Source organism: Streptococcus porcinus (assembly GCF_901542335.1).
In the GTDB taxonomy this organism is placed as follows: domain Bacteria; phylum Bacillota; class Bacilli; order Lactobacillales; family Streptococcaceae; genus Streptococcus; species Streptococcus porcinus_A.
Map to the genome: position 1 here is coordinate 61,538 of NZ_LR594036.1, position 19,176 is coordinate 80,713.

General features: G+C 40.5%; 16 protein-coding genes, 13 tRNA genes, 3 rRNA genes and 1 pseudogene. 31 read left to right on the forward strand and 2 right to left on the reverse strand.

Going from position 1 to position 19,176, the window contains the following annotated elements:
• The first annotated feature begins 8 nt into the window (after positions 1 to 8).
• The 7 genes from FGK96_RS00395 (at position 9) to rplQ (ending at position 3,298) form a co-directional block, all read left to right on the forward strand.
• Positions 9 to 647, forward strand: coding sequence for an adenylate kinase (locus FGK96_RS00395; protein WP_138080398.1), 639 nt, complete (start codon positions 9 to 11; stop codon positions 645 to 647).
• A 119-nt stretch (positions 648 to 766) separates the two neighbouring features.
• On the forward strand, positions 767 to 985 hold the full coding sequence (gene infA / locus FGK96_RS00400; protein WP_001040189.1) for a translation initiation factor IF-1: 219 nt from the start codon (positions 767 to 769) through the stop codon (positions 983 to 985).
• 25 nt (positions 986 to 1,010) lie between these two features.
• Positions 1,011 to 1,127 carry a 50S ribosomal protein L36 gene (gene rpmJ / locus FGK96_RS00405; RefSeq protein WP_000868345.1) on the forward strand — a complete coding sequence of 39 codons (117 nt, stop codon included), beginning with the start codon at positions 1,011 to 1,013 and terminating at the stop codon, positions 1,125 to 1,127.
• Positions 1,128 to 1,144: 17 nt separating this feature from the next.
• Positions 1,145 to 1,510 carry a 30S ribosomal protein S13 gene (rpsM, locus tag FGK96_RS00410; RefSeq protein WP_003083837.1) on the forward strand — a complete coding sequence of 122 codons (366 nt, stop codon included), beginning with the start codon at positions 1,145 to 1,147 and terminating at the stop codon, positions 1,508 to 1,510.
• 17 nt (positions 1,511 to 1,527) lie between these two features.
• A complete protein-coding gene (rpsK, locus tag FGK96_RS00415) occupies positions 1,528 to 1,911 on the forward strand; it encodes a 30S ribosomal protein S11 (RefSeq protein ID WP_001118387.1) in 384 nt (127 codons plus the stop codon).
• A gap of 47 nt (positions 1,912 to 1,958) precedes the next feature.
• On the forward strand, positions 1,959 to 2,897 hold the full coding sequence (locus tag FGK96_RS00420; RefSeq protein WP_003083434.1) for a DNA-directed RNA polymerase subunit alpha: 939 nt from the start codon (positions 1,959 to 1,961) through the stop codon (positions 2,895 to 2,897).
• Between the two features lie 14 nt (positions 2,898 to 2,911).
• Positions 2,912 to 3,298, forward strand: a complete 387-nt coding sequence (gene rplQ / locus FGK96_RS00425; protein WP_003083490.1) for a 50S ribosomal protein L17 — start codon at positions 2,912 to 2,914, stop codon at positions 3,296 to 3,298.
• A gap of 271 nt (positions 3,299 to 3,569) precedes the next feature.
• Here rplQ and FGK96_RS00430 read toward each other — a convergent pair.
• A pseudogene (locus tag FGK96_RS00430) lies at positions 3,570 to 4,465 on the reverse strand (IS30 family transposase); the annotation flags it as partial.
• Between the two features lie 417 nt (positions 4,466 to 4,882).
• Here FGK96_RS00430 and FGK96_RS00435 point away from each other — a divergent pair.
• From FGK96_RS00435 to FGK96_RS00530, 21 genes are all read left to right on the forward strand, one after another.
• A 16S ribosomal RNA gene (locus FGK96_RS00435) occupies positions 4,883 to 6,431 on the forward strand.
• 222 nt (positions 6,432 to 6,653) lie between these two features.
• Positions 6,654 to 6,726, forward strand: a tRNA-Ala gene (locus tag FGK96_RS00440).
• 400 nt (positions 6,727 to 7,126) lie between these two features.
• Positions 7,127 to 10,031, forward strand: a 23S ribosomal RNA gene (locus FGK96_RS00445).
• Positions 10,032 to 10,237: 206 nt separating this feature from the next.
• Positions 10,238 to 10,353, forward strand: a 5S ribosomal RNA gene (rrf, locus tag FGK96_RS00450).
• The 16S, 23S and 5S rRNA genes sit together here with 13 tRNA genes alongside, the layout of an rRNA operon.
• A 14-nt stretch (positions 10,354 to 10,367) precedes the next feature.
• A tRNA-Val gene (locus FGK96_RS00455) sits at positions 10,368 to 10,440 on the forward strand.
• 9 nt (positions 10,441 to 10,449) lie between these two features.
• A tRNA-Gly gene (locus FGK96_RS00460) sits at positions 10,450 to 10,520 on the forward strand.
• Between the two features lie 39 nt (positions 10,521 to 10,559).
• Positions 10,560 to 10,633 (forward strand) — tRNA-Ile (locus tag FGK96_RS00465).
• An 11-nt stretch (positions 10,634 to 10,644) separates the two neighbouring features.
• Positions 10,645 to 10,716 (forward strand) — tRNA-Glu (locus tag FGK96_RS00470).
• A gap of 5 nt (positions 10,717 to 10,721) precedes the next feature.
• A tRNA-Ser gene (locus tag FGK96_RS00475) sits at positions 10,722 to 10,811 on the forward strand.
• Positions 10,812 to 10,822: 11 nt separating this feature from the next.
• A tRNA-Met gene (locus FGK96_RS00480) sits at positions 10,823 to 10,896 on the forward strand.
• A gap of 23 nt (positions 10,897 to 10,919) precedes the next feature.
• Positions 10,920 to 10,992 (forward strand) — tRNA-Phe (locus FGK96_RS00485).
• Positions 10,993 to 11,009: 17 nt separating this feature from the next.
• Positions 11,010 to 11,090, forward strand: a tRNA-Tyr gene (locus FGK96_RS00490).
• Positions 11,091 to 11,095: 5 nt separating this feature from the next.
• A tRNA-Trp gene (locus FGK96_RS00495) sits at positions 11,096 to 11,166 on the forward strand.
• Between the two features lie 11 nt (positions 11,167 to 11,177).
• Positions 11,178 to 11,250: transfer RNA gene (locus FGK96_RS00500), tRNA-His, on the forward strand.
• 8 nt (positions 11,251 to 11,258) lie between these two features.
• Positions 11,259 to 11,330: transfer RNA gene (locus FGK96_RS00505), tRNA-Gln, on the forward strand.
• Between the two features lie 22 nt (positions 11,331 to 11,352).
• A tRNA-Leu gene (locus FGK96_RS00510) sits at positions 11,353 to 11,436 on the forward strand.
• A 324-nt stretch (positions 11,437 to 11,760) separates the two neighbouring features.
• Positions 11,761 to 12,186, forward strand: coding sequence for a GNAT family N-acetyltransferase (locus FGK96_RS00515; protein WP_232045779.1), 426 nt, complete (start codon positions 11,761 to 11,763; stop codon positions 12,184 to 12,186).
• 201 nt (positions 12,187 to 12,387) lie between these two features.
• Positions 12,388 to 12,837, forward strand: a complete 450-nt coding sequence (locus FGK96_RS00520; RefSeq protein WP_138080400.1) for a pyridoxamine 5'-phosphate oxidase family protein — start codon at positions 12,388 to 12,390, stop codon at positions 12,835 to 12,837.
• A 183-nt stretch (positions 12,838 to 13,020) separates the two neighbouring features.
• Positions 13,021 to 13,194, forward strand: coding sequence for a hypothetical protein (locus FGK96_RS10525; protein WP_232045780.1), 174 nt, complete (start codon positions 13,021 to 13,023; stop codon positions 13,192 to 13,194).
• Between the two features lie 11 nt (positions 13,195 to 13,205).
• Positions 13,206 to 13,475, forward strand: coding sequence for a hypothetical protein (locus tag FGK96_RS10530; protein WP_232045781.1), 270 nt, complete (start codon positions 13,206 to 13,208; stop codon positions 13,473 to 13,475).
• Between the two features lie 167 nt (positions 13,476 to 13,642).
• Entirely contained in the window at positions 13,643 to 14,878 is a 1,236-nt protein-coding gene (locus tag FGK96_RS00530; protein WP_138080402.1) for an ArgE/DapE family deacylase, read from the forward strand.
• Positions 14,879 to 15,039: 161 nt separating this feature from the next.
• Here FGK96_RS00530 and adhP read toward each other — a convergent pair whose 3' ends face one another.
• Positions 15,040 to 16,059 carry an alcohol dehydrogenase AdhP gene (gene adhP / locus FGK96_RS00535; RefSeq protein ID WP_138080404.1) on the reverse strand — a complete coding sequence of 340 codons (1,020 nt, stop codon included), beginning with the start codon at positions 16,057 to 16,059 and terminating at the stop codon, positions 15,040 to 15,042.
• A gap of 192 nt (positions 16,060 to 16,251) precedes the next feature.
• Between adhP and FGK96_RS00540 the strand changes: the two genes are divergently transcribed.
• The 3 genes from FGK96_RS00540 (at position 16,252) to FGK96_RS00550 (ending at position 19,116) form a co-directional block, all read left to right on the forward strand.
• On the forward strand, positions 16,252 to 16,809 hold the full coding sequence (locus FGK96_RS00540; RefSeq protein WP_138080406.1) for a nucleotidyltransferase family protein: 558 nt from the start codon (positions 16,252 to 16,254) through the stop codon (positions 16,807 to 16,809).
• A 158-nt stretch (positions 16,810 to 16,967) separates the two neighbouring features.
• Positions 16,968 to 17,870 (forward strand): prenyltransferase, encoded by a 903-nt coding sequence (locus FGK96_RS00545; protein ID WP_138080408.1) that lies wholly within the window; start codon positions 16,968 to 16,970, stop codon positions 17,868 to 17,870.
• Between the two features lie 34 nt (positions 17,871 to 17,904).
• Entirely contained in the window at positions 17,905 to 19,116 is a 1,212-nt protein-coding gene (locus FGK96_RS00550) for an NAD(P)/FAD-dependent oxidoreductase (RefSeq protein ID WP_138080410.1), read from the forward strand.
• Positions 19,117 to 19,176 lie beyond the last annotated feature (60 nt).

Genomic DNA, 19,176 nt, shown 5'->3' on the forward strand with positions numbered 1-19,176 from the left:
AGACTGACATGAATCTTTTAATTATGGGTTTACCAGGAGCAGGAAAAGGAACTCAAGCATCAAAAATTGTTGATGAATTTGGTGTTATTCATATCTCAACTGGTGACATGTTCCGTGCAGCGATGGCTAACCAAACTGAAATGGGAAAATTAGCTAAATCTTATATTGATAAAGGTGATTTAGTACCAGATGAAGTTACAAACGGTATCGTTAAAGAGCGCCTTTCACAAGAAGACATCAAAGCAAAAGGTTTCTTGTTGGATGGCTACCCACGGACTATCGAGCAAGCTCATGCTTTAGATGAAACGCTTGAATCTTTAGGTTTAAGACTTGATGGTGTTATTAATATTGATGTTAACCCAGAATCTCTAGTTGAACGTTTGAGTGGTCGAATTATCCATAAGAAAACTGGCGAAACTTTCCATAAAGTCTTTAATCCACCAGCTGGTAACTATGATGAAAATGATTATTACCAACGTGAGGATGATAAGCCTGAGACCGTCAAACGTCGTCTAGATGTGAATATCGCGCAAGGACAACCAATCATTGATCACTACCGTAAAATAGGTATCGTCCATGATATTAAAGGTGATCAAGAAATACCACAAGTTTTTGTTGATATCAAAGAAGTTATCGATAGTCTATGATTTTTCTCTCAAAAAACTTGCGAAAGTTGAAGTGAAGTGCTATAATAGGCTAGTCTGACTTATAATTGTTACCTCTGTGCTCAGAGGACATCAAATCGAAATTTAGGGGGTGCTTTTGCGTGGCAAAAGAAGACGTGATTGAAATTGAAGGCAAAGTTGTAGAGACAATGCCAAATGCAATGTTTACTGTTGAATTAGAAAATGGGCACCAAATTCTAGCAACTGTATCAGGGAAAATCCGTAAAAATTACATTCGTATTTTAGTAGGTGACCGTGTTACTGTAGAAATGAGTCCGTATGATTTAACACGTGGACGCATCACATACCGCTTTAAATAGTCGAAATAATTGGAGGGATTAAAACATGAAGGTAAGACCATCGGTTAAACCAATTTGCGAATACTGTAAAGTTATTCGTCGTAACGGTCGTGTTATGGTGATTTGTCCAACAAATCCAAAACACAAACAACGTCAAGGATAATATAGAAAGGAGAAAAAATGGCTCGTATAGCTGGAGTTGATATTCCAAATGATAAACGCGTAGTAATTTCACTTACTTATGTTTACGGTATTGGTCTTGCAACATCACAAAAAATCTTAGCTGCTGCTGGTATTTCTGAAGATATCCGTGTTAAAGATTTAACAAGTGACCAAGAAGATGCAATCCGTCGCGAAATCGATTCAATCAAAGTTGAAGGTGACCTTCGTCGTGAAGTTAACTTAAACATCAAACGCTTGATGGAAATCGGATCATACCGTGGAATTCGTCACCGTCGTGGACTTCCTGTCCGCGGACAAAACACAAAAAACAACGCTCGCACTCGTAAAGGTAAACCTACTGCGATTGCTGGTAAGAAAAAATAAAATAGGAGGTAAAAAAATTGGCTAAACCAACACGTAAACGTCGTGTGAAAAAGAACATCGAATCTGGTGTTGCCCATATTCACGCTACATTTAATAACACTATTGTTATGATTACAGATGTTCATGGTAATGCTCTTGCATGGTCATCAGCTGGTGCGCTTGGCTTCAAAGGATCTCGTAAATCAACTCCTTTTGCTGCTCAAATGGCTGCTGAAGCTGCTGCAAAATCTGCACAAGAACATGGTCTAAAAACTGTTGAAGTTACTGTAAAAGGCCCTGGTTCAGGTCGTGAATCTGCTATTCGTGCACTTGCTGCTGCAGGTCTTGAAGTGACTGCAATTCGTGACGTGACTCCTGTACCACATAACGGTGCTCGTCCTCCAAAACGTCGTCGTGTATAATCATAATTACTATATAGTACACAAGTTTCGTTTCGAGGGGTGAAAAAATGATTGAGTTTGAAAAACCAACAATAACAAAAATTGATGAAAATAAAGATTACGGCAGATTTGTCATCGAACCGCTAGAACGTGGTTACGGAACAACTCTCGGTAATTCACTTCGTCGTGTACTCTTGTCTTCCTTACCAGGTGCGGCAGTTACATCAATCAAAATTGATGGAGTATTACACGAATTTGATACAATCCCAGGTGTACGTGAAGATGTTATGCAAATTATCCTTAATGTTAAAGGCCTTGCAGTAAAATCTTACGTAGAAGACGAAAAGATGATCGAACTTGATGTTGAAGGACCTGCAGAAGTAACTGCTGGTGATATTTTAACAGATAGCGACATTGAACTTGTTAACCCAGATCATTATCTCTTTACTATCGCTGAAGGCCATTCACTAAAAGCAACCATGACTGTTGCTAAAAAGCGTGGATATGTCCCTGCAGAAGGTAATAAAAAAGATGATGCACCTGTAGGAACATTGGCTGTTGATTCTATCTACACGCCAGTTAAAAAAGTTAATTATCAAGTTGAGCCTGCCCGTGTTGGTAGTAATGATGGCTTTGATAAATTAACAATTGAAATCATGACAAATGGAACAATCATTCCTGAAGATGCATTAGGTCTGTCTGCTCGAGTTTTAATCGAACACTTGAATCTCTTTACAGATTTAACAGAAGTTGCAAAAGCAACGGATGTTATGAAAGAAACTGAAAAAGTGAACGATGAAAAAGTACTTGACCGAACAATTGAGGAGCTTGATTTGTCCGTACGCTCATATAACTGTCTAAAACGTGCAGGTATTAACACTGTATTTGATTTAACAGAAAAATCTGAGCCTGAAATGATGAAAGTTCGCAACCTTGGACGTAAAAGTCTTGAAGAAGTTAAGGTTAAACTTGCTGACTTAGGTTTAGGACTAAAAAACGATAAATAATATAGGAGGACAAAATGGCTTACCGTAAACTAGGACGCACTAGCTCACAACGTAAAGCAATGCTTCGTGATTTAACGACTGATTTATTAATCAACGAAACAATTGTTACAACTGAAGCACGTGCAAAGGAAATCCGTAAAACAGTTGAAAAAATGATTACTTTAGGTAAACGTGGTGATCTTCATGCTCGTCGTCAAGCAGCTGCTTACGTACGTAATGAAATTGCATCAGAAAACTATGATGAAGCAACAGATAAATATTCATCTAAAACAGCTCTTCAAAAACTTTTTGATGATATCGCACCTCGTTACGCTGAACGTAATGGTGGATACACACGTATTCTTAAAACAGAACCACGCCGTGGAGATGCTGCTCCAATGGCAATTATTGAATTAGTATAATTTTTATCAATTTTGTTGAGTGTTATGATGGTGGAACGTTCTTTATTTCGTTCTTAGTCTAGCTCTGGTCTACCGCTAGGAATACTTCCTAGCGGGAACACTCATCATATTGTTAGGGTAACGCTTGTTTACGAAATGCATCTAGTTTTAGAGGGATTTCGCAAGCAGGCGTTTTGTTATGTCTAAAAAGCCCGATAAGAGCTCTTAGGCGCTTACTAATACCTCTATGAACTAAGTTGAACAAAATCGTCTTAAATTGGCTTTTAAATAGCTTAGTAAATTTCAAGTCTAAGTTAGCCATTAAGTAAAAAATCAACCGGAGATTTGTAGCAAAATATTTTTAGGGTAATCATTAATCCAATTTTCATTAGTGACACGTTCCCGTGATGAATAAGGGTGAGCATGGGAAATGTTCTCATGATTAAATATCTCAGAAAGTCGAACGAATTCTGAGCCATTATCGGCAGTGACGAAAAGTATTTTGTGTTGCTTGAGTATACTACATAAGGCATCGCTAACTGACTGTGCGAACTTATCGGGTATGAGATGAATAATTTCATGTCGACTAAGTCTATCCGTTACGGTTAATAAACAATTATTCTTATCTCTTGTTTGGATGACAGTATCAATTTCGTAATCTCCATTTTCAAGCTTTTCATTAATAATCGTAGGTCTTTTTTTCAATCGATGTTTCTGCAGGTTCAAAATTCTTACTGATTTTCTTTTTAGGAATTGAGGTCTTCTTGGATAAAGCATATTAGATTTATTCACCCCTAAGTAACCATGATGAATCCAGTAATAGATAGTTGAAATAGGTACGTTTATTTTTCTTGTTTTTACAACATCTCAGGAGAAAGTTTTAGTTTCATATAATGACAAATTGTCTCGTTAAGATTGGTTCCAGCAATTACCTTTTTTACAGATTGAGTCCTCTTTGACTCGTAATCATTTTGTGATTTAACCGCAGAGTAGATAGTTACAATTTTTCCTTTTCGAATCAATTGTCCTACTAGTCCACATTTTACTCCATTGTGAATGATCTGAGGAGCCTTTGCTAATCTTACTAGCTATTTCACGATTTGAATACTCTTCTTTAAGCCATCGTTCAATATTTCTTCTACTAGCTAGTGTTAAATGTTTTTCTTTTGGCTTATAATAGGCTTGTATCTCAGCAGGCTCCCTTTAATGTGTTTGCGGTAAATGATATTATGTCTCTCTGTGGTGTTTTTTAATAGTCTGAGTGGCTAACTTCATCTTAGAACTTTCACTTTTAAAAAGCTTATAAAATAATTTAAATTTTTTTCAAAAAGACCTTGACAAAGTGTAAAAAGGTGGGTATACTAATAAAGTTGCTAAAAGAGCAACCCAGTCATCATCAAAGCCAAATAAATTGAAAAAAGATATTGACAAAGAAGATGATAGCTGATAGAATAAAATAGTTGTCTCGTAAGAGATTCAAGACCTTTGAGAACTGAATAAGACAAGAAAAAACCAAACGTGAGGGTGATATGCAAGACATATTACCCGTCAATCAAAAAAGCAATAAATCTGTCAGCGACAGAAAAAGAACGAGTAAGTTCAAACTAAAATGAGAGTTTGATCCTGGCTCAGGACGAACGCTGGCGGCGTGCCTAATACATGCAAGTAGAACGCAGAGGACAGGTGCTTGCACCAGTCTAATGAGTTGCGAATGGGTGAGTAACGCGTAGGTAACCTACCTTATAGCGGGGGATAACTATTGGAAACGATAGCTAATACCGCATGAAAGTAGAAGACACATGTCATCTACTTAAAAGGGGCAAATGCTCCACTATGAGATGGACCTGCGTTGTATTAGCTAGTTGGTGAGGTAAAGGCTCACCAAGGCGACGATACATAGCCGACCTGAGAGGGTGATCGGCCACACTGGGACTGAGACACGGCCCAGACTCCTACGGGAGGCAGCAGTAGGGAATCTTCGGCAATGGGGGGAACCCTGACCGAGCAACGCCGCGTGAGTGAAGAAGGTTTTCGGATCGTAAAGCTCTGTTGTTAGAGAAGAACGGTAATGGGAGTGGAAAATCCATTACGTGACGGTAACTAACCAGAAAGGGACGGCTAACTACGTGCCAGCAGCCGCGGTAATACGTAGGTCCCGAGCGTTGTCCGGATTTATTGGGCGTAAAGCGAGCGCAGGCGGTTTGATAAGTCTGAAGTTAAAGGCTGTGGCTTAACCATAGTTCGCTTTGGAAACTGTCAAACTTGAGTGCAGAAGGGGAGAGTGGAATTCCATGTGTAGCGGTGAAATGCGTAGATATATGGAGGAACACCGGTGGCGAAAGCGGCTCTCTGGTCTGTAACTGACGCTGAGGCTCGAAAGCGTGGGGAGCAAACAGGATTAGATACCCTGGTAGTCCACGCCGTAAACGATGAGTGCTAGGTGTTAGGCCCTTTCCGGGGCTTAGTGCCGGAGCTAACGCATTAAGCACTCCGCCTGGGGAGTACGACCGCAAGGTTGAAACTCAAAGGAATTGACGGGGGCCCGCACAAGCGGTGGAGCATGTGGTTTAATTCGAAGCAACGCGAAGAACCTTACCAGGTCTTGACATCTTTCTGACCGTCCTAGAGATAGGATTTCCCTTCGGGGCAGGAGAGACAGGTGGTGCATGGTTGTCGTCAGCTCGTGTCGTGAGATGTTGGGTTAAGTCCCGCAACGAGCGCAACCCCTATTGTTAGTTGCCATCATTAAGTTGGGCACTCTAGCGAGACTGCCGGTAATAAACCGGAGGAAGGTGGGGATGACGTCAAATCATCATGCCCCTTATGACCTGGGCTACACACGTGCTACAATGGTTGGTACAACGAGTCGCAAGCCGGTGACGGCAAGCTAATCTCTTAAAGCCAATCTCAGTTCGGATTGTAGGCTGCAACTCGCCTACATGAAGTCGGAATCGCTAGTAATCGCGGATCAGCACGCCGCGGTGAATACGTTCCCGGGCCTTGTACACACCGCCCGTCACACCACGAGAGTTTGTAACACCCGAAGTCGGTGAGGTAACCATTTAGGAGCCAGCCGCCTAAGGTGGGATAGATGATTGGGGTGAAGTCGTAACAAGGTAGCCGTATCGGAAGGTGCGGCTGGATCACCTCCTTTCTAAGGAAATGGAAGACGTTTGGTCATGTCTTATTTAGTTTTGAGAGGTCTTATTTAAGTCATGAGAACGTTAAGAAATCTGTATGAAAATAGGAAATTGACGCTGTGTGCTTGCACAGAAGGAAATTTATCTTTTTCACTAAGATTTTAGTTCGAATACAATTAAGCTTCACGTAATAGAATAGTACCACCACTAATAATGTAACAACCAGTTTATTAGTCGGGGCCTTAGCTCAGCTGGGAGAGCGCCTGCTTTGCACGCAGGAGGTCAGCGGTTCGATCCCGCTAGGCTCCATTATCTAGGATACAAAGAGATGTTCGGCTTGCCGAAATTTCTGTAGAAAATTAGGAATCTGACACAGTGTGCTTGCACACAAGGAAGGTTATCTATTTTCCTAAGAAATTAATCTCGTGTTCAACTAGATAAATGATATTTGAATACGAACCTAAACTTACTAGAAATAAGTCAAAACCATCTCGTGTCTGAAGACACATCACTGGTTTGTTCCTTATTTTACGCAAGTTTTACGACAAGTCGTAACGGTTCTTAATATCATAATAGTCCATTGAAAATTGAATAACTATATCAAATTCCACGATCATACAAATGATTGTAGAAAAGTAACAAGAAATAAACCGAAAAAAAGATAAACGCGAACATATTAAAAAATAAGAAGGTCGAAAGACTGGAATAAGGTTAAGTTAATAAGGGCGCACGGTGGATGCCTTGGCACTAGAAGCCGAAGAAGGACGTGACTAACGACGAAATGCTTTGGGGAGCTGTAAGTAAGCGCTGATCCAGAGATGTCCGAATGGGGGAACCCACTAACTAATGGTTAGTATCCATGACTATAAAGGTCATGAGAAGGAAGACGCAGTGAACTGAAACATCTAAGTAGCTGCAGGAAGAGAAAGCAAACGCGATTGCCTTAGTAGCGGCGAGCGAAACGGCAGGAGGGCAAACCGAGGAGTTTACTCCTCGGGGTTGTAGGACTGCGACGTGGGACTTTAATTTAATAGAAGAATTACCTGGGAAGGTAAGCCAAAGAGAGTAACAGCCTCGTATTTAAAATTGAATTGAGCCCTAGCAGAATCCTGAGTACGGCGAGACACGCGAAATCTCGTCGGAATCTGGGAGGACCATCTCCCAACCCTAAATACTCTCTAGTGACCGATAGTGAACCAGTACCGTGAGGGAAAGGTGAAAAGCACCCCGTGAGGGGAGTGAAATAGAACCTGAAACCGTGTGCCTACAACAAGTTCGAGCCCGTTAATGGGTGAGAGCGTGCCTTTTGTAGAATGAACCGGCGAGTTACGTTATGATGCGAGGTTAAGTTGAAGAGACGGAGCCGTAGGGAAACCGAGTCTTAAAAGGGCGACTTAGTATCATGATGTAGACCCGAAACCATGTGACCTACCCATGAGCAGGTTGAAGGTGCGGTAAAACGCACTGGAGGACCGAACCAGGGCACGTTGAAAAGTGCTTGGATGACTTGTGGGTAGCGGAGAAATTCCAAACGAACTTGGAGATAGCTGGTTCTCTCCGAAATAGCTTTAGGGCTAGCGTCGATGTTAAGTCTCTTGGAGGTAGAGCACTGTTTGGGTGAGGGGTCCATCCCGGATTACCAATCTCAGATAAACTCCGAATGCCAAGTAGATATAATCGGCAGTCAGACTGCGAGTGCTAAGATCCGTAGTCGAAAGGGAAACAGCCCAGACCACCAGCTAAGGTCCCAAAATAATTGTTAAGTGGAAAAGGATGTGGGGTTGCACAGACAACTAGGATGTTAGCTTAGAAGCAGCTATTCATTCAAAGAGTGCGTAATAGCTCACTAGTCGAGTGACCCTGCGCCGAAAATGTACCGGGGCTAAAACAATTTACCGAAGCTGTGGATTACTAGTAATAGTAATGGTAGGAGAGCGTTCTATGTGTGAAGAAGGTATACCGTGAGGAGTGCTGGAACGCATAGAAGTGAGAATGCCGGTATGAGTAGCGCAAGACAGGTGAGAATCCTGTCCACCGTAAGACTAAGGTTTCCAGGGGAAGGCTCGTCCGCCCTGGGTTAGTCGGGACCTAAGGAGAGACCGAAAGGTGTATTCGATGGGCAACAGGTTGATATTCCTGTACTAGTATGTATAGTGATGGAGGGACGCAGAAGGCTAACTAAAGCGTGCGAATGGAAGAGCACGTCTAAGCAGTGAGGTGTGGTATGAGTCAAATGCTTATACCTGATACATTGAGCTGTGATGGGGAGCGAAGTTTAGTAGCGAAGTTAGTGATGTCACACTGCCAAGAAAAGCTTCTAGCGTTTAACTACATACTACCCGTACCGCAAACCGACACAGGTAGTCGAGGCGAGTAGCCTCAGGTGATCGAGAGAACTCTCGTTAAGGAACTCGGCAAAATGACCCCGTAACTTCGGGAGAAGGGGTGCTGTCAGCGATGACAGCCGCAGTGAATAGGCCCAAGCAACTGTTTATCAAAAACACAGCTCTCTGCTAAATCGTAAGATGATGTATAGGGGGTGACGCCTGCCCGGTGCTGGAAGGTTAAGAGGAGGGTTTAGCGCAAGCGAAGATCTGAATTGAAGCCCCAGTAAACGGCGGCCGTAACTATAACGGTCCTAAGGTAGCGAAATTCCTTGTCGGGTAAGTTCCGACCCGCACGAAAGGCGTAATGATTTGGGCACTGTCTCAACGAGAGACTCGGTGAAATTTTAGTACCTGTGAAGATGCAGGTTACCCGCGACAGGACGGAAAGACCCCATGGAGCTTTACTGCAGTTTGATATTGAGTATCTGTACCGCATGTACAGGATAGGTAGGAGCCATTGAGAACGGGACGCCAGTTTCGTTAGAGGCGATGTTGGGATACTACCCTTGTGTTATGGCTACTCTAACCCAGATAGGCAATCCCTATCGGAGACAGTGTCTGACGGGCAGTTTGACTGGGGCGGTCGCCTCCTAAAAGGTAACGGAGGCGCCCAAAGGTTCCCTCAGATTGGTTGGAAATCAATCGCAGAGTGTAAAGGTATAAGGGAGCTTGACTGCGAGAGCAACAACTCGAGCAGGGACGAAAGTCGGGCTTAGTGATCCGGTGGTTCCGCATGGAAGGGCCATCGCTCAACGGATAAAAGCTACCCTGGGGATAACAGGCTTATCTCCCCCAAGAGTTCACATCGACGGGGAGGTTTGGCACCTCGATGTCGGCTCGTCGCATCCTGGGGCTGTAGTCGGTCCCAAGGGTTGGGCTGTTCGCCCATTAAAGCGGCACGCGAGCTGGGTTCAGAACGTCGTGAGACAGTTCGGTCCCTATCCGTCGCGGGCGTAGGAAATTTGAGAGGATCTGCTCCTAGTACGAGAGGACCAGAGTGGACTTACCGCTGGTGTACCAGTTGTCTTGCCAAAGGCATCGCTGGGTAGCTATGTAGGGAAGGGATAAGCGCTGAAAGCATCTAAGTGCGAAGCCCCCCTCAAGATGAGATTTCCCATGATTTAATATCAGTAAGAGCCCTGAGAGATGATCAGGTAGATAGGTTAGAAGTGGAAGTGTAGTGATACATGTAGCGGACTAATACTAATAGCTCGAGGACTTATCCAAAGATAAGAAATAGTTGTCACACGTTTATTGACAAAGAGGTAGAGTTCTTGATAAGATATAGTTATTCAATTTTGAGTGGACTAATCTTAAGTAGTGAGAACGTTAAAAAATCTGTATGAAAATAGGGAATTGAGGCTGTGTGGTTGCACACAAGGAAGTTTAACTTTTTCAGTAAGATTTAAGTTCGAATACAGTTCAATCATAAGTTAAGTGACGATAGCCTAGGAGATACACCTGTACCCATGCCGAACACAGTAGTTAAGCCCTAGAACGCCTGAAGTAGTTGGGGGTTGCCCCCTGTTAGATACGGAAGTCGCTTAGCTTAGACCACTCGATGGGAGTTTAGCTCAGCTGGGAGAGCATCTGCCTTACAAGCAGAGGGTCAGCGGTTCGAACCCGTTAACTCCCATAGTATTAAGCGGGTGTAGTTTAGTGGTAAAACTACAGCCTTCCAAGCTGTTGTCGCGAGTTCGATTCTCGTCACCCGCTTTATAGTTTTTACCAAGCTATACATTTATACTGTAGCTTGGGCGCGTAGCTCAGGTGGTTAGAGCGCACGCCTGATAAGCGTGAGGTCGGTGGTTCGAGTCCACTCGTGCCCATTAAAACATATGGTCCGTTGGTCAAGGGGTTAAGACACCGCCTTTTCACGGCGGTAACACGGGTTCGAATCCCGTACGGACTATATATGGAGGATTACCCAAGTCCGGCTGAAGGGAACGGTCTTGAAAACCGTCAGGCGTGTAAAAGCGTGCGTGGGTTCGAATCCCACATCCTCCTTTAAAGATTATCGCGGGATGGAGCAGCTAGGTAGCTCGTCGGGCTCATAACCCGAAGGTCGTAGGTTCAAATCCTGCTCCCGCAATAGACATTATTTGTATTTATCATGGCTCGGTAGCTCAGTTGGTAGAGCAATGGATTGAAGCTCCATGTGTCGGCGGTTCGATTCCGTCTCGCGCCATTACAATTTAATATTATGGAAAGATAGCGAAGAGGCTAAACGCGGCGGACTGTAAATCCGCTCCTTCGGGTTCGGGGGTTCGAATCCCTCTCTTTCCATCCTAACGGGCATAGTTTAAAGGTAGAACTAAGGTCTCCAAAACCTTCAGTGTGGGTTCAATTCCTACTGCCCGTGTTAGAAATATGGCGGGTGTGGTGAAGTGGTTAACACATCAGATTGTGGCTCTGACATTCGTGGGTTCGATTCCCATCACTCGCCTATTTTATTGGGGTATAGCCAAGCGGTAAGGCAAGGGACTTTGACTCCCTCATGCGTTGGTTCGAATCCAGCTACCCCAGTTTTTAAATGAAAATTTGAAATGCCGGCGTGGCGGAATTGGCAGACGCGCTGGACTCAAAATCCAGTGTCCTCACGGACGTGCCGGTTCGACCCCGGCCGCCGGTATAGAAAAAAGACAAGGTTTCTAGGCCTTGTCTTTTTTGTATTCATTCACTATCTAAGTAAACTGTAGTTATCAATTCTTATTTATAACTTTCCTAAGATGATTTTTAGAGATATTGTGCTAATTTGGATGTGGTTTTTCTGATTATTTTCAATACTGTTGCTTCTTCATTATTGTTGGATATGTTATGCTGTTATAGGGGATTTATTTTGATAATACATAATGATTAATCTTATAAATTATAAATGAGATCGGAATTTTTGTATCTAGAAGAAGGCTCTCAGGTCTCCTAGTAGTAGTTATCTCTTAAAGATGCTAATAGGTATATGCTTAATTTACCCAACGATTCTATTGAAGAAACTGAGGACTTTTTATTAAATAGTGAATATAATTGGAAATGTTATTCGGAAGAGGAGTTTGAACTTGAATTTGCTATTATTTATAATAGTAAACACGTTGGAGGTTTGAGTCTTACAAAAAGGGCTGATGAGAATGTTGTTGAAATTGGCTGGATTTTGGCCAGGCCGTTTTGGCATCAAGGAATTGCTTTTGAGGCAGCTCATTCTGCTATAAGTTACTTTTCTGAAACATTCCAAGTTAAACATTTTATTGCCCACTGTGATAGTCAAAACCAAGCTTCTTATTTATTAATGGAAAAATTAGGCATGAAACGAATCTCGGTTTCTGATGGTCGGTTGAATAAGAAGGCCAAAGAAACGACTTCAGAGTATCTCTATCGTTTAGACTTATAAGAATAGTAACCTTATAATGCTGACAGTCTTATTTATCGTTAATGCAATGATATAGTGGTTATCAAATGAAGCTCTCGCTATAATTCATACGGAGATAGTATTAATAGCTCACTCTTTCGCAGTATTCTAATTATTTTTTCTTCTTAACAAGTAAGCATGATTTTGCTATACTAAAGAAAAGCGCTTACAGGAGATAGTGTGATGGAAATAAAAGATATGATGGCTCTAGTTGAAGATATGAAAGTCGGTGTTTTTGCTACGGTTGGGCAGGACGGTGAACCTCATGCTAGGCATGCTCATATAACTGCTGCTAATGAAGAAGGTATATTTTTTATGACTAGTCCAAAGACACATTTTTATCAGCAACTAATGGGTGATGAGCGTATTGCTTTGACGGCGATGTTAGAAGATGGTTATTTGACACAGGTTATACGTATTGAGGGAGTTGCAAGACCGGTTGAAAATAAGTACTTGAAGTCGGTCTTTGCTAATAATCCTTACTATGATTACATTTATAAAGATGATGATGGCAGTAGTATGCAAGTGTTTCACCTTTATAAGGGAGAAGGATTTTACCATAGTTTGACTCAAGGACATAAGTATATTTTCTCAGTTGGTAGGCAAGAAGAAGTGTATGTCAAGCCAATCTAGTTTAGATACTTTTACTTCCGCTTTTTAAATATGTTTAGATCTGATATTTGTTTAAGATTTGCTAATAAGACTTAAAAGCCGAAGACTAGAATTTATTAGTAAGAGTGAGTTTGTTAGAAAAGACAAAGTTGACTAACTTTGTCTTTTCTTGTTGACGCTAATATTATGGCTTTAGGAGTTATTATGTCAAAGCAATCACAGTTAGGGACCTCGCCAATTGCGAGCATTCCCAATATTTTGTCGGAAATCTTAGAAGCTTCGCTAGGACTTCTGACAATAATCTTTATGTTGCTACTTGTCGTCCTACAGTTTTTAATTGTAAGAAAAATATTAGTAGAACTAGACGGTTTAAAATAATCATTCAATTAGTGCCAGGGCTTCTATTTGGTTTACTTATCAACTGTTATGATCGTTTGCTCCAGAGGGTTCAGGCTATCAATCATTATGGTAGCCAATTAAATGTCCTATTGTTAAGTGTTTTGGTGCTTGCGTTAGGTGTTTACCTTAAAGTAAGTTCTGATTTTATTCCGATGCCAGGTGATGGCCTGCCTCAATCAATTTCCAGTGCTTATCATTTACCCTTCGCTGGAGGACGCTTATGGCAACTTTATGGGCAAGACCTTATGTATCCATATTAGCAAAAAGAAGTTAAACTATTTTCCTTTCTAGAAAGCATATCATAAACATGCTCTAACAGGCATAAGTAAAGGAAGCTTCAAATCAGAACTCTCTCTCGTATGAATTCAAAATAAAGCCTATTCCTAAGGATGTGCTATAATGTAGTCAGAAAAGAGGATAATCCACCATGGAAAAACAAGAATATATCAAAATTCTACAAGATGTTATTCAAATTGGATCAGAAAATGGCAATGAAGAGCAAGTTGCTATGTATTATCGTGATCTTTTAAAAAGGCATGGTATTCATTCGCAACTAGTGACCTATTCTGAAGGAAGAAGCAGTCTGATTTCAGAGATTTCAAACGGATCTGGGCCTGTGCTTGCCTTATCAGGACATATGGATGTTGTTAGTGTTGGTAATGTTGAGGATTGGACTTATCCCCCATTTTCAGGGTATATTGAAAAAGATGTTATTTGGGGAAGAGGAGCATCAGATATGAAGGCCGGATTGACAGCGCTGATTCTTGCTTTTATTGAAATCTATGAATCTCAACAATTTAAAGGAAAAGTGAAGTTATTAGCAACTGTTGGTGAAGAGGTTGGAGAACTTGGCTCTGCTCAATTGACGGATTTAGGGTATTTGGATGATGTTGAGGCAGTACTAATTGGGGAACCTTGTAACATTGGAGTTGTGTATGGACATAAAGGGTCTCTTAATTATAAGGTTACCTCAAAGGGAACGTCTGCACATTCTTCAACGCCGGAGTTGGGCAATAATGCCATCGAACATCTCTTACTAGCTATGACTAAGATTTCAGAGAGAATTACTCAGAAGTCAGATCAAATTGTAAATGAAGTATTGGGGAAAACTTTCCATAATATTACCTTAGTGACAGGTGGTAGCCAAGTCAATTCTATTCCGGAGTATGCTAATTTTGAAGCTAATGCTAGAACTATTCCTGAATTTGACAATCAGGCATTAATGCAAGAGGTTTTTGCAGTTATTCAGGAGTTAAACAAAAAGGAAGGTTTTGATTTAGAAGCAACTATTACGGCTGATCAGCCTCCAGTTCAAACCAATCCTAACTCAAAATTAATTGAAACGATTACTGATGTTGCTAATGCTATTGATACCTTGAAGCCTCAATCACTAGTTCATCAGATGAATACTGTACTTGGTGAGGACGAACAACTGAATTTAGAGGATTTTTCTGACTTGAAGCAGGTAAAACCAATGGTTGTATCAGGGACAACCGATGCTGCGCAATTTATTAGAGCCAATGATAATTTGGAGTTAGCTGTCTATGGTCCGGGTATGCCAACACTAAACCATAAACGAGATGAAAGGTTGCCATTAGCTCAATACTTAGATTTTATTGATGCCTATAAAGCTATTATTGAGTCCTACTTGATACGTGGCTAGTTGTTACAGGTTATATCCACAACAGGTCGTTTTTAAAGGAAAAAGAAAAGTCCGTAGTAAGGGAATTGCTATATAGCATGTAAAACTCTATTTGTTTAAAGTGATAAAAAGTCAACTGCTGAAAAACAGTTGACTTTTTAATTGTTAAATTGTAATTAAAATTATAACTGTGTAAAGTCTAGTACTTTACGGCCTTGAATAAGCCCTTTTTCCATTTCGTCAAAAACTTGTGGCGCTGTATCTACAGGAACTGTTTCAACTACTGGAACAACTAATCCTTGAGCACCAAAGGCAAAAGCTTCTTCAAGGTCTTTACGAGTTCCGACTAGTGATCCTTTGATGCGGATGCCATCTAGAACAGTTTTTACGATGCTTAAATCCATGTATTCTGAAGGAAGACCAACAGCAACAACAGTACCACCGGCACGAACACTTTCAACAGCTTGGTTGAAGGCAACTTTAGAAACAGCGGTAACAACTGCTCCGTGACAGCCACCGGATACTTTTTGAATATAGGCTGGAACATCTTCTATTTCTTTACCATTAACGATAACGTCAGCTCCACATTCTTTGGCAAGTTCTAATTTATCTTGGTTGATATCAACAGCAATAACTTGAGCGTTAAAGACTTTTTTGGCGTATTGGATGGCAAGGTTGCCTAAACCACCAGCTCCGTAGATAACAATCCATTCGCCAGGAGCAATGTCAGACTCTTTGATTGCTTTATAGGTTGTAACACCAGCACAGGTAATAGATGAGGCCTGTGCTGGGTCAAGGTTTTCTGGTACTTTAACAGCATAATCAGCTGTGACAAGAGCATATTCACTCATACCACCGTCAACGGTGTAACCTGCATTTTTAACAGAACGGCATAGTGTTTCTCTACCGGTAGTACAGTATTCACAGTGACCACAACCTTCAAAGAACCATGCAATTGACACACGGTCACCAACTTGTAAAGTTGAGACGCCTTCACCGATTTCTTGGACAATACCAATACCTTCATGACCAAGGATAGTGCCAGGAACTTCACCGAAATCACCATGTGCAACGTGTAAGTCTGTGTGACAGACACCACAGTATTCTACTTTGACAAGTGCTTGACCATAACCCACTTTGGGTACTTCGTGGTCAATAACATCTACGCCAGTGCTTGTTTGATTAACAACAACTGCTTTCATATAAATCCCTCCGATAATAATTATCATATATTGAAAACGCTTACACTAATATTTTATGATTTTGTGATTATTTTGTCAAACGATTTTTTGTTATTTATCAAAAAATCAGTCATAGAATGAAAAAAGGGCTCTTATATGATAAAGTAAAGTGACAGTAATGGAAAAGTAACACCATGCAGAAAGGATTTTTTGATGGAAGTTATTGATAAATTGATTTCTCAGAACGCTGAATTAATGAACTTATTGAAACTGATAAAGGGTTTAGATTTACCAGATTCGTGGCTTTGTGCGGGTACTTTACGGAACTTTATTTGGAATAAGTTGTCAAACCATAATGAAATTTTGACAACGGACATTGATTTGGTATTTTTTGATCCTAACATGACTTATCAAGAAAGCTTGACTTTGGAGCAAAGTATAATGAGAAAATTCCCCCAATACAACTGGGACGTTAAAAATGAGGTCTATATGCACTATCATACACCAGCTGCCTCAGCTTATAGTAGTGCCTGTGATGCTATTTCGAAATTTCCTGAAAAGTGTACAGCTATTGCAGCTAGATTGGATGACAAAAACCAGCTAGAGCTCTTTTTGCCTTATGGAGAAGCAGATATTTTACAATTTCAGGTAAATCCAACACCCTACTATACAGAAAATAGAGAGCGCCACAAAAAATACAATCAAAGGCAATACCAAAAAAATTGGTCCTCTACCTGGCCGCAATTGAAGGTAAGTTTTTTTCCAGAATAAGACTTTCTCGGGAAGAAAGAGTAAAGATGTTTGTCGAAAGCTTAAAAATCTAGAGAAAAGAGCAACAAAATGAAATTTTTTGAAATCTTTTGTTTTATTATTGAAACAAATTGGAGTATAATATAAGGGTTAAAGAATAACTAAAAGAAAGGCTTTTCATGACAATTCCTGTTTTTCTTGAACTTGTGGAGATGAAGGCCAAGACAGCAAGTGTTTTACCTTTTTTAATTGGTTTATGCTTTAGTTACTATTACTACGGAAGTGTTCATCTTTTTTGGGTTCTATTATTTTTTATCGCCATGTTTTGTTTCAATATGTTTGTTGATGTCTGGGATAATTATAATGACTATAAAAATGCTATTAATTTAGATTACCAAGCCAAGACGAATATTATTGGACGCGAGAACTTATCTCTCAAATTAATAGAGCAAATGATGGCTATCTTTCTCTTTATTTCAGCGACTATTGGTATCCTTTTAACCATGATGGTAGGGTGGCCATTATTAGTCATGGGACTATTTTGCTTTGCGGTTGGAATACTCTATTCGTACGGTCCAAAACCTTTATCAAGCTTACCTTTGGGGGAGTTTTTCTCTGGTTTTACAATGGGTTTTATGATTAGTCTGATTTGTGTTTATTTGAATACCTATGACAATTTTAGATGGGATTTTGCAACTTTAGGAGCAATCTTTCTGATTTCCTTGCCAAATACATTATGGATTGCTAATCTAATGTTGGCCAATAACTTATGTGATAAAGAAGAAGATGAAAGCAACCATCGCTACACTTTAGTTCATTATACGGGACTACAAGGAGGACTGGTTCTCTTTGCTTTGGGTAATATTATGGCTATGCTGGCAATTATCGGACAATATACGCTTGGACTTGCTCCAATGACTGTATTATTGTGCTTATTTTTAGTGCCATTTATTTATAAGCAAACCTATCTACTTTGGCAGAAACAAGTTAAGAAAGAAACTTTTATCTGTGCTGTTCGAATTTTGGCTTTAGGTTCATTAACACAAGTAGTAACCTATTTTATCGGGATACTATTAACATAAAGACATTGACATTAATATTAAGAAGGAGAATATTATGCAAGAGATATTAGTACTGGGAGCTGGTTATGCTGGTTTGAAAACGGTACGTAATTTACAAAAACAAACGGGTGATTTTCATATTACACTGGTAGATCGTAATGACTATCACTATGAAGCGACAGAGCTTCATGAAGTAGCGGCGGGATCACAGCCAAAAGAAAAAATTTCATATCCTATCCAAGATGTTATCAACCCTAAGAAAGTAACCTTCATCCAAGATGATGTTGTCAAAGCTAATCCTGAGGCTTCTACAGTTGAATTAAAAAATAATGGAACTCTTCATTATGATTACGTGGTTGTATCACTGGGCTTTTGTTCAGAAACTTTTGGAATCAGCGGTGCTAAAGAGAATGCCCTTCAAATGGTAGATATTAATACAGCTGAAAATATTCATCATCATATTTTGCACATGATGGAAAAATACCGTGAAACAAAAGATAAGAATTATCTCCGTCTATTGATTTGTGGAGCTGGTTTTACAGGTATTGAGTTAGCGGGAGCTTTAGTTGATGAGCGCAAACGATACGCTAAAATTGCCGGTGTGACAGAAGATCAGATTGAAATTGTCTGCGTTGAAGCAGCTACTCGTATTTTACCGATGTTTGACGATAAATTAGCTCAATATGGTGTTGACTTAATTGAAAAATTGGGTGTCAACTTAATGCTTGGCTCAATGATTAAAGAGATTAAACCAGGTGAGGTTGTTTACGTAACAAGTCCGGATGAAGATGCAGAACGTCACTCAATCGCTGCTGAAACAATCATATGGACAACAGGGGTTAGTGGAAGTCCGATAATGGGTGAATCTGGCTTTGCAGAACGTCGTGGCCGTGTTGTGGTCAACAAAGATTTACGTGATCCAAAAAACGACAAGGTCTATATTCTTGGGGATGTATCAGCCTTTATAGATCCGGAAACAAATCGTCCTTTCCCAACGACGGCTCAAATTGCCACACGTATGGGAGCACATGCTGCTAAGAACTTGGCGCGTCAATTAAAAGGAGAAGAAACGGAAGATTTCAACTACAAATCTTTAGGAACAGTTGCTTCTGTTGGTAATACACACGCCTTTGGTTTAGTTGGTAAATCAAAAGTTAAAGGATATCCAGCCTCAGTTGTTAAGAAAAGCATCATGAACAAATCATTAGTTGATATCGGTGGCTTGAAAGAACTTCTTGCCAAAGGTCGTTTCGATTTGTATCATTAAGATATGATGAATTACTTTTAGTATACTTACCTTACGCTACTTGAAACAAAGTAAGGATTA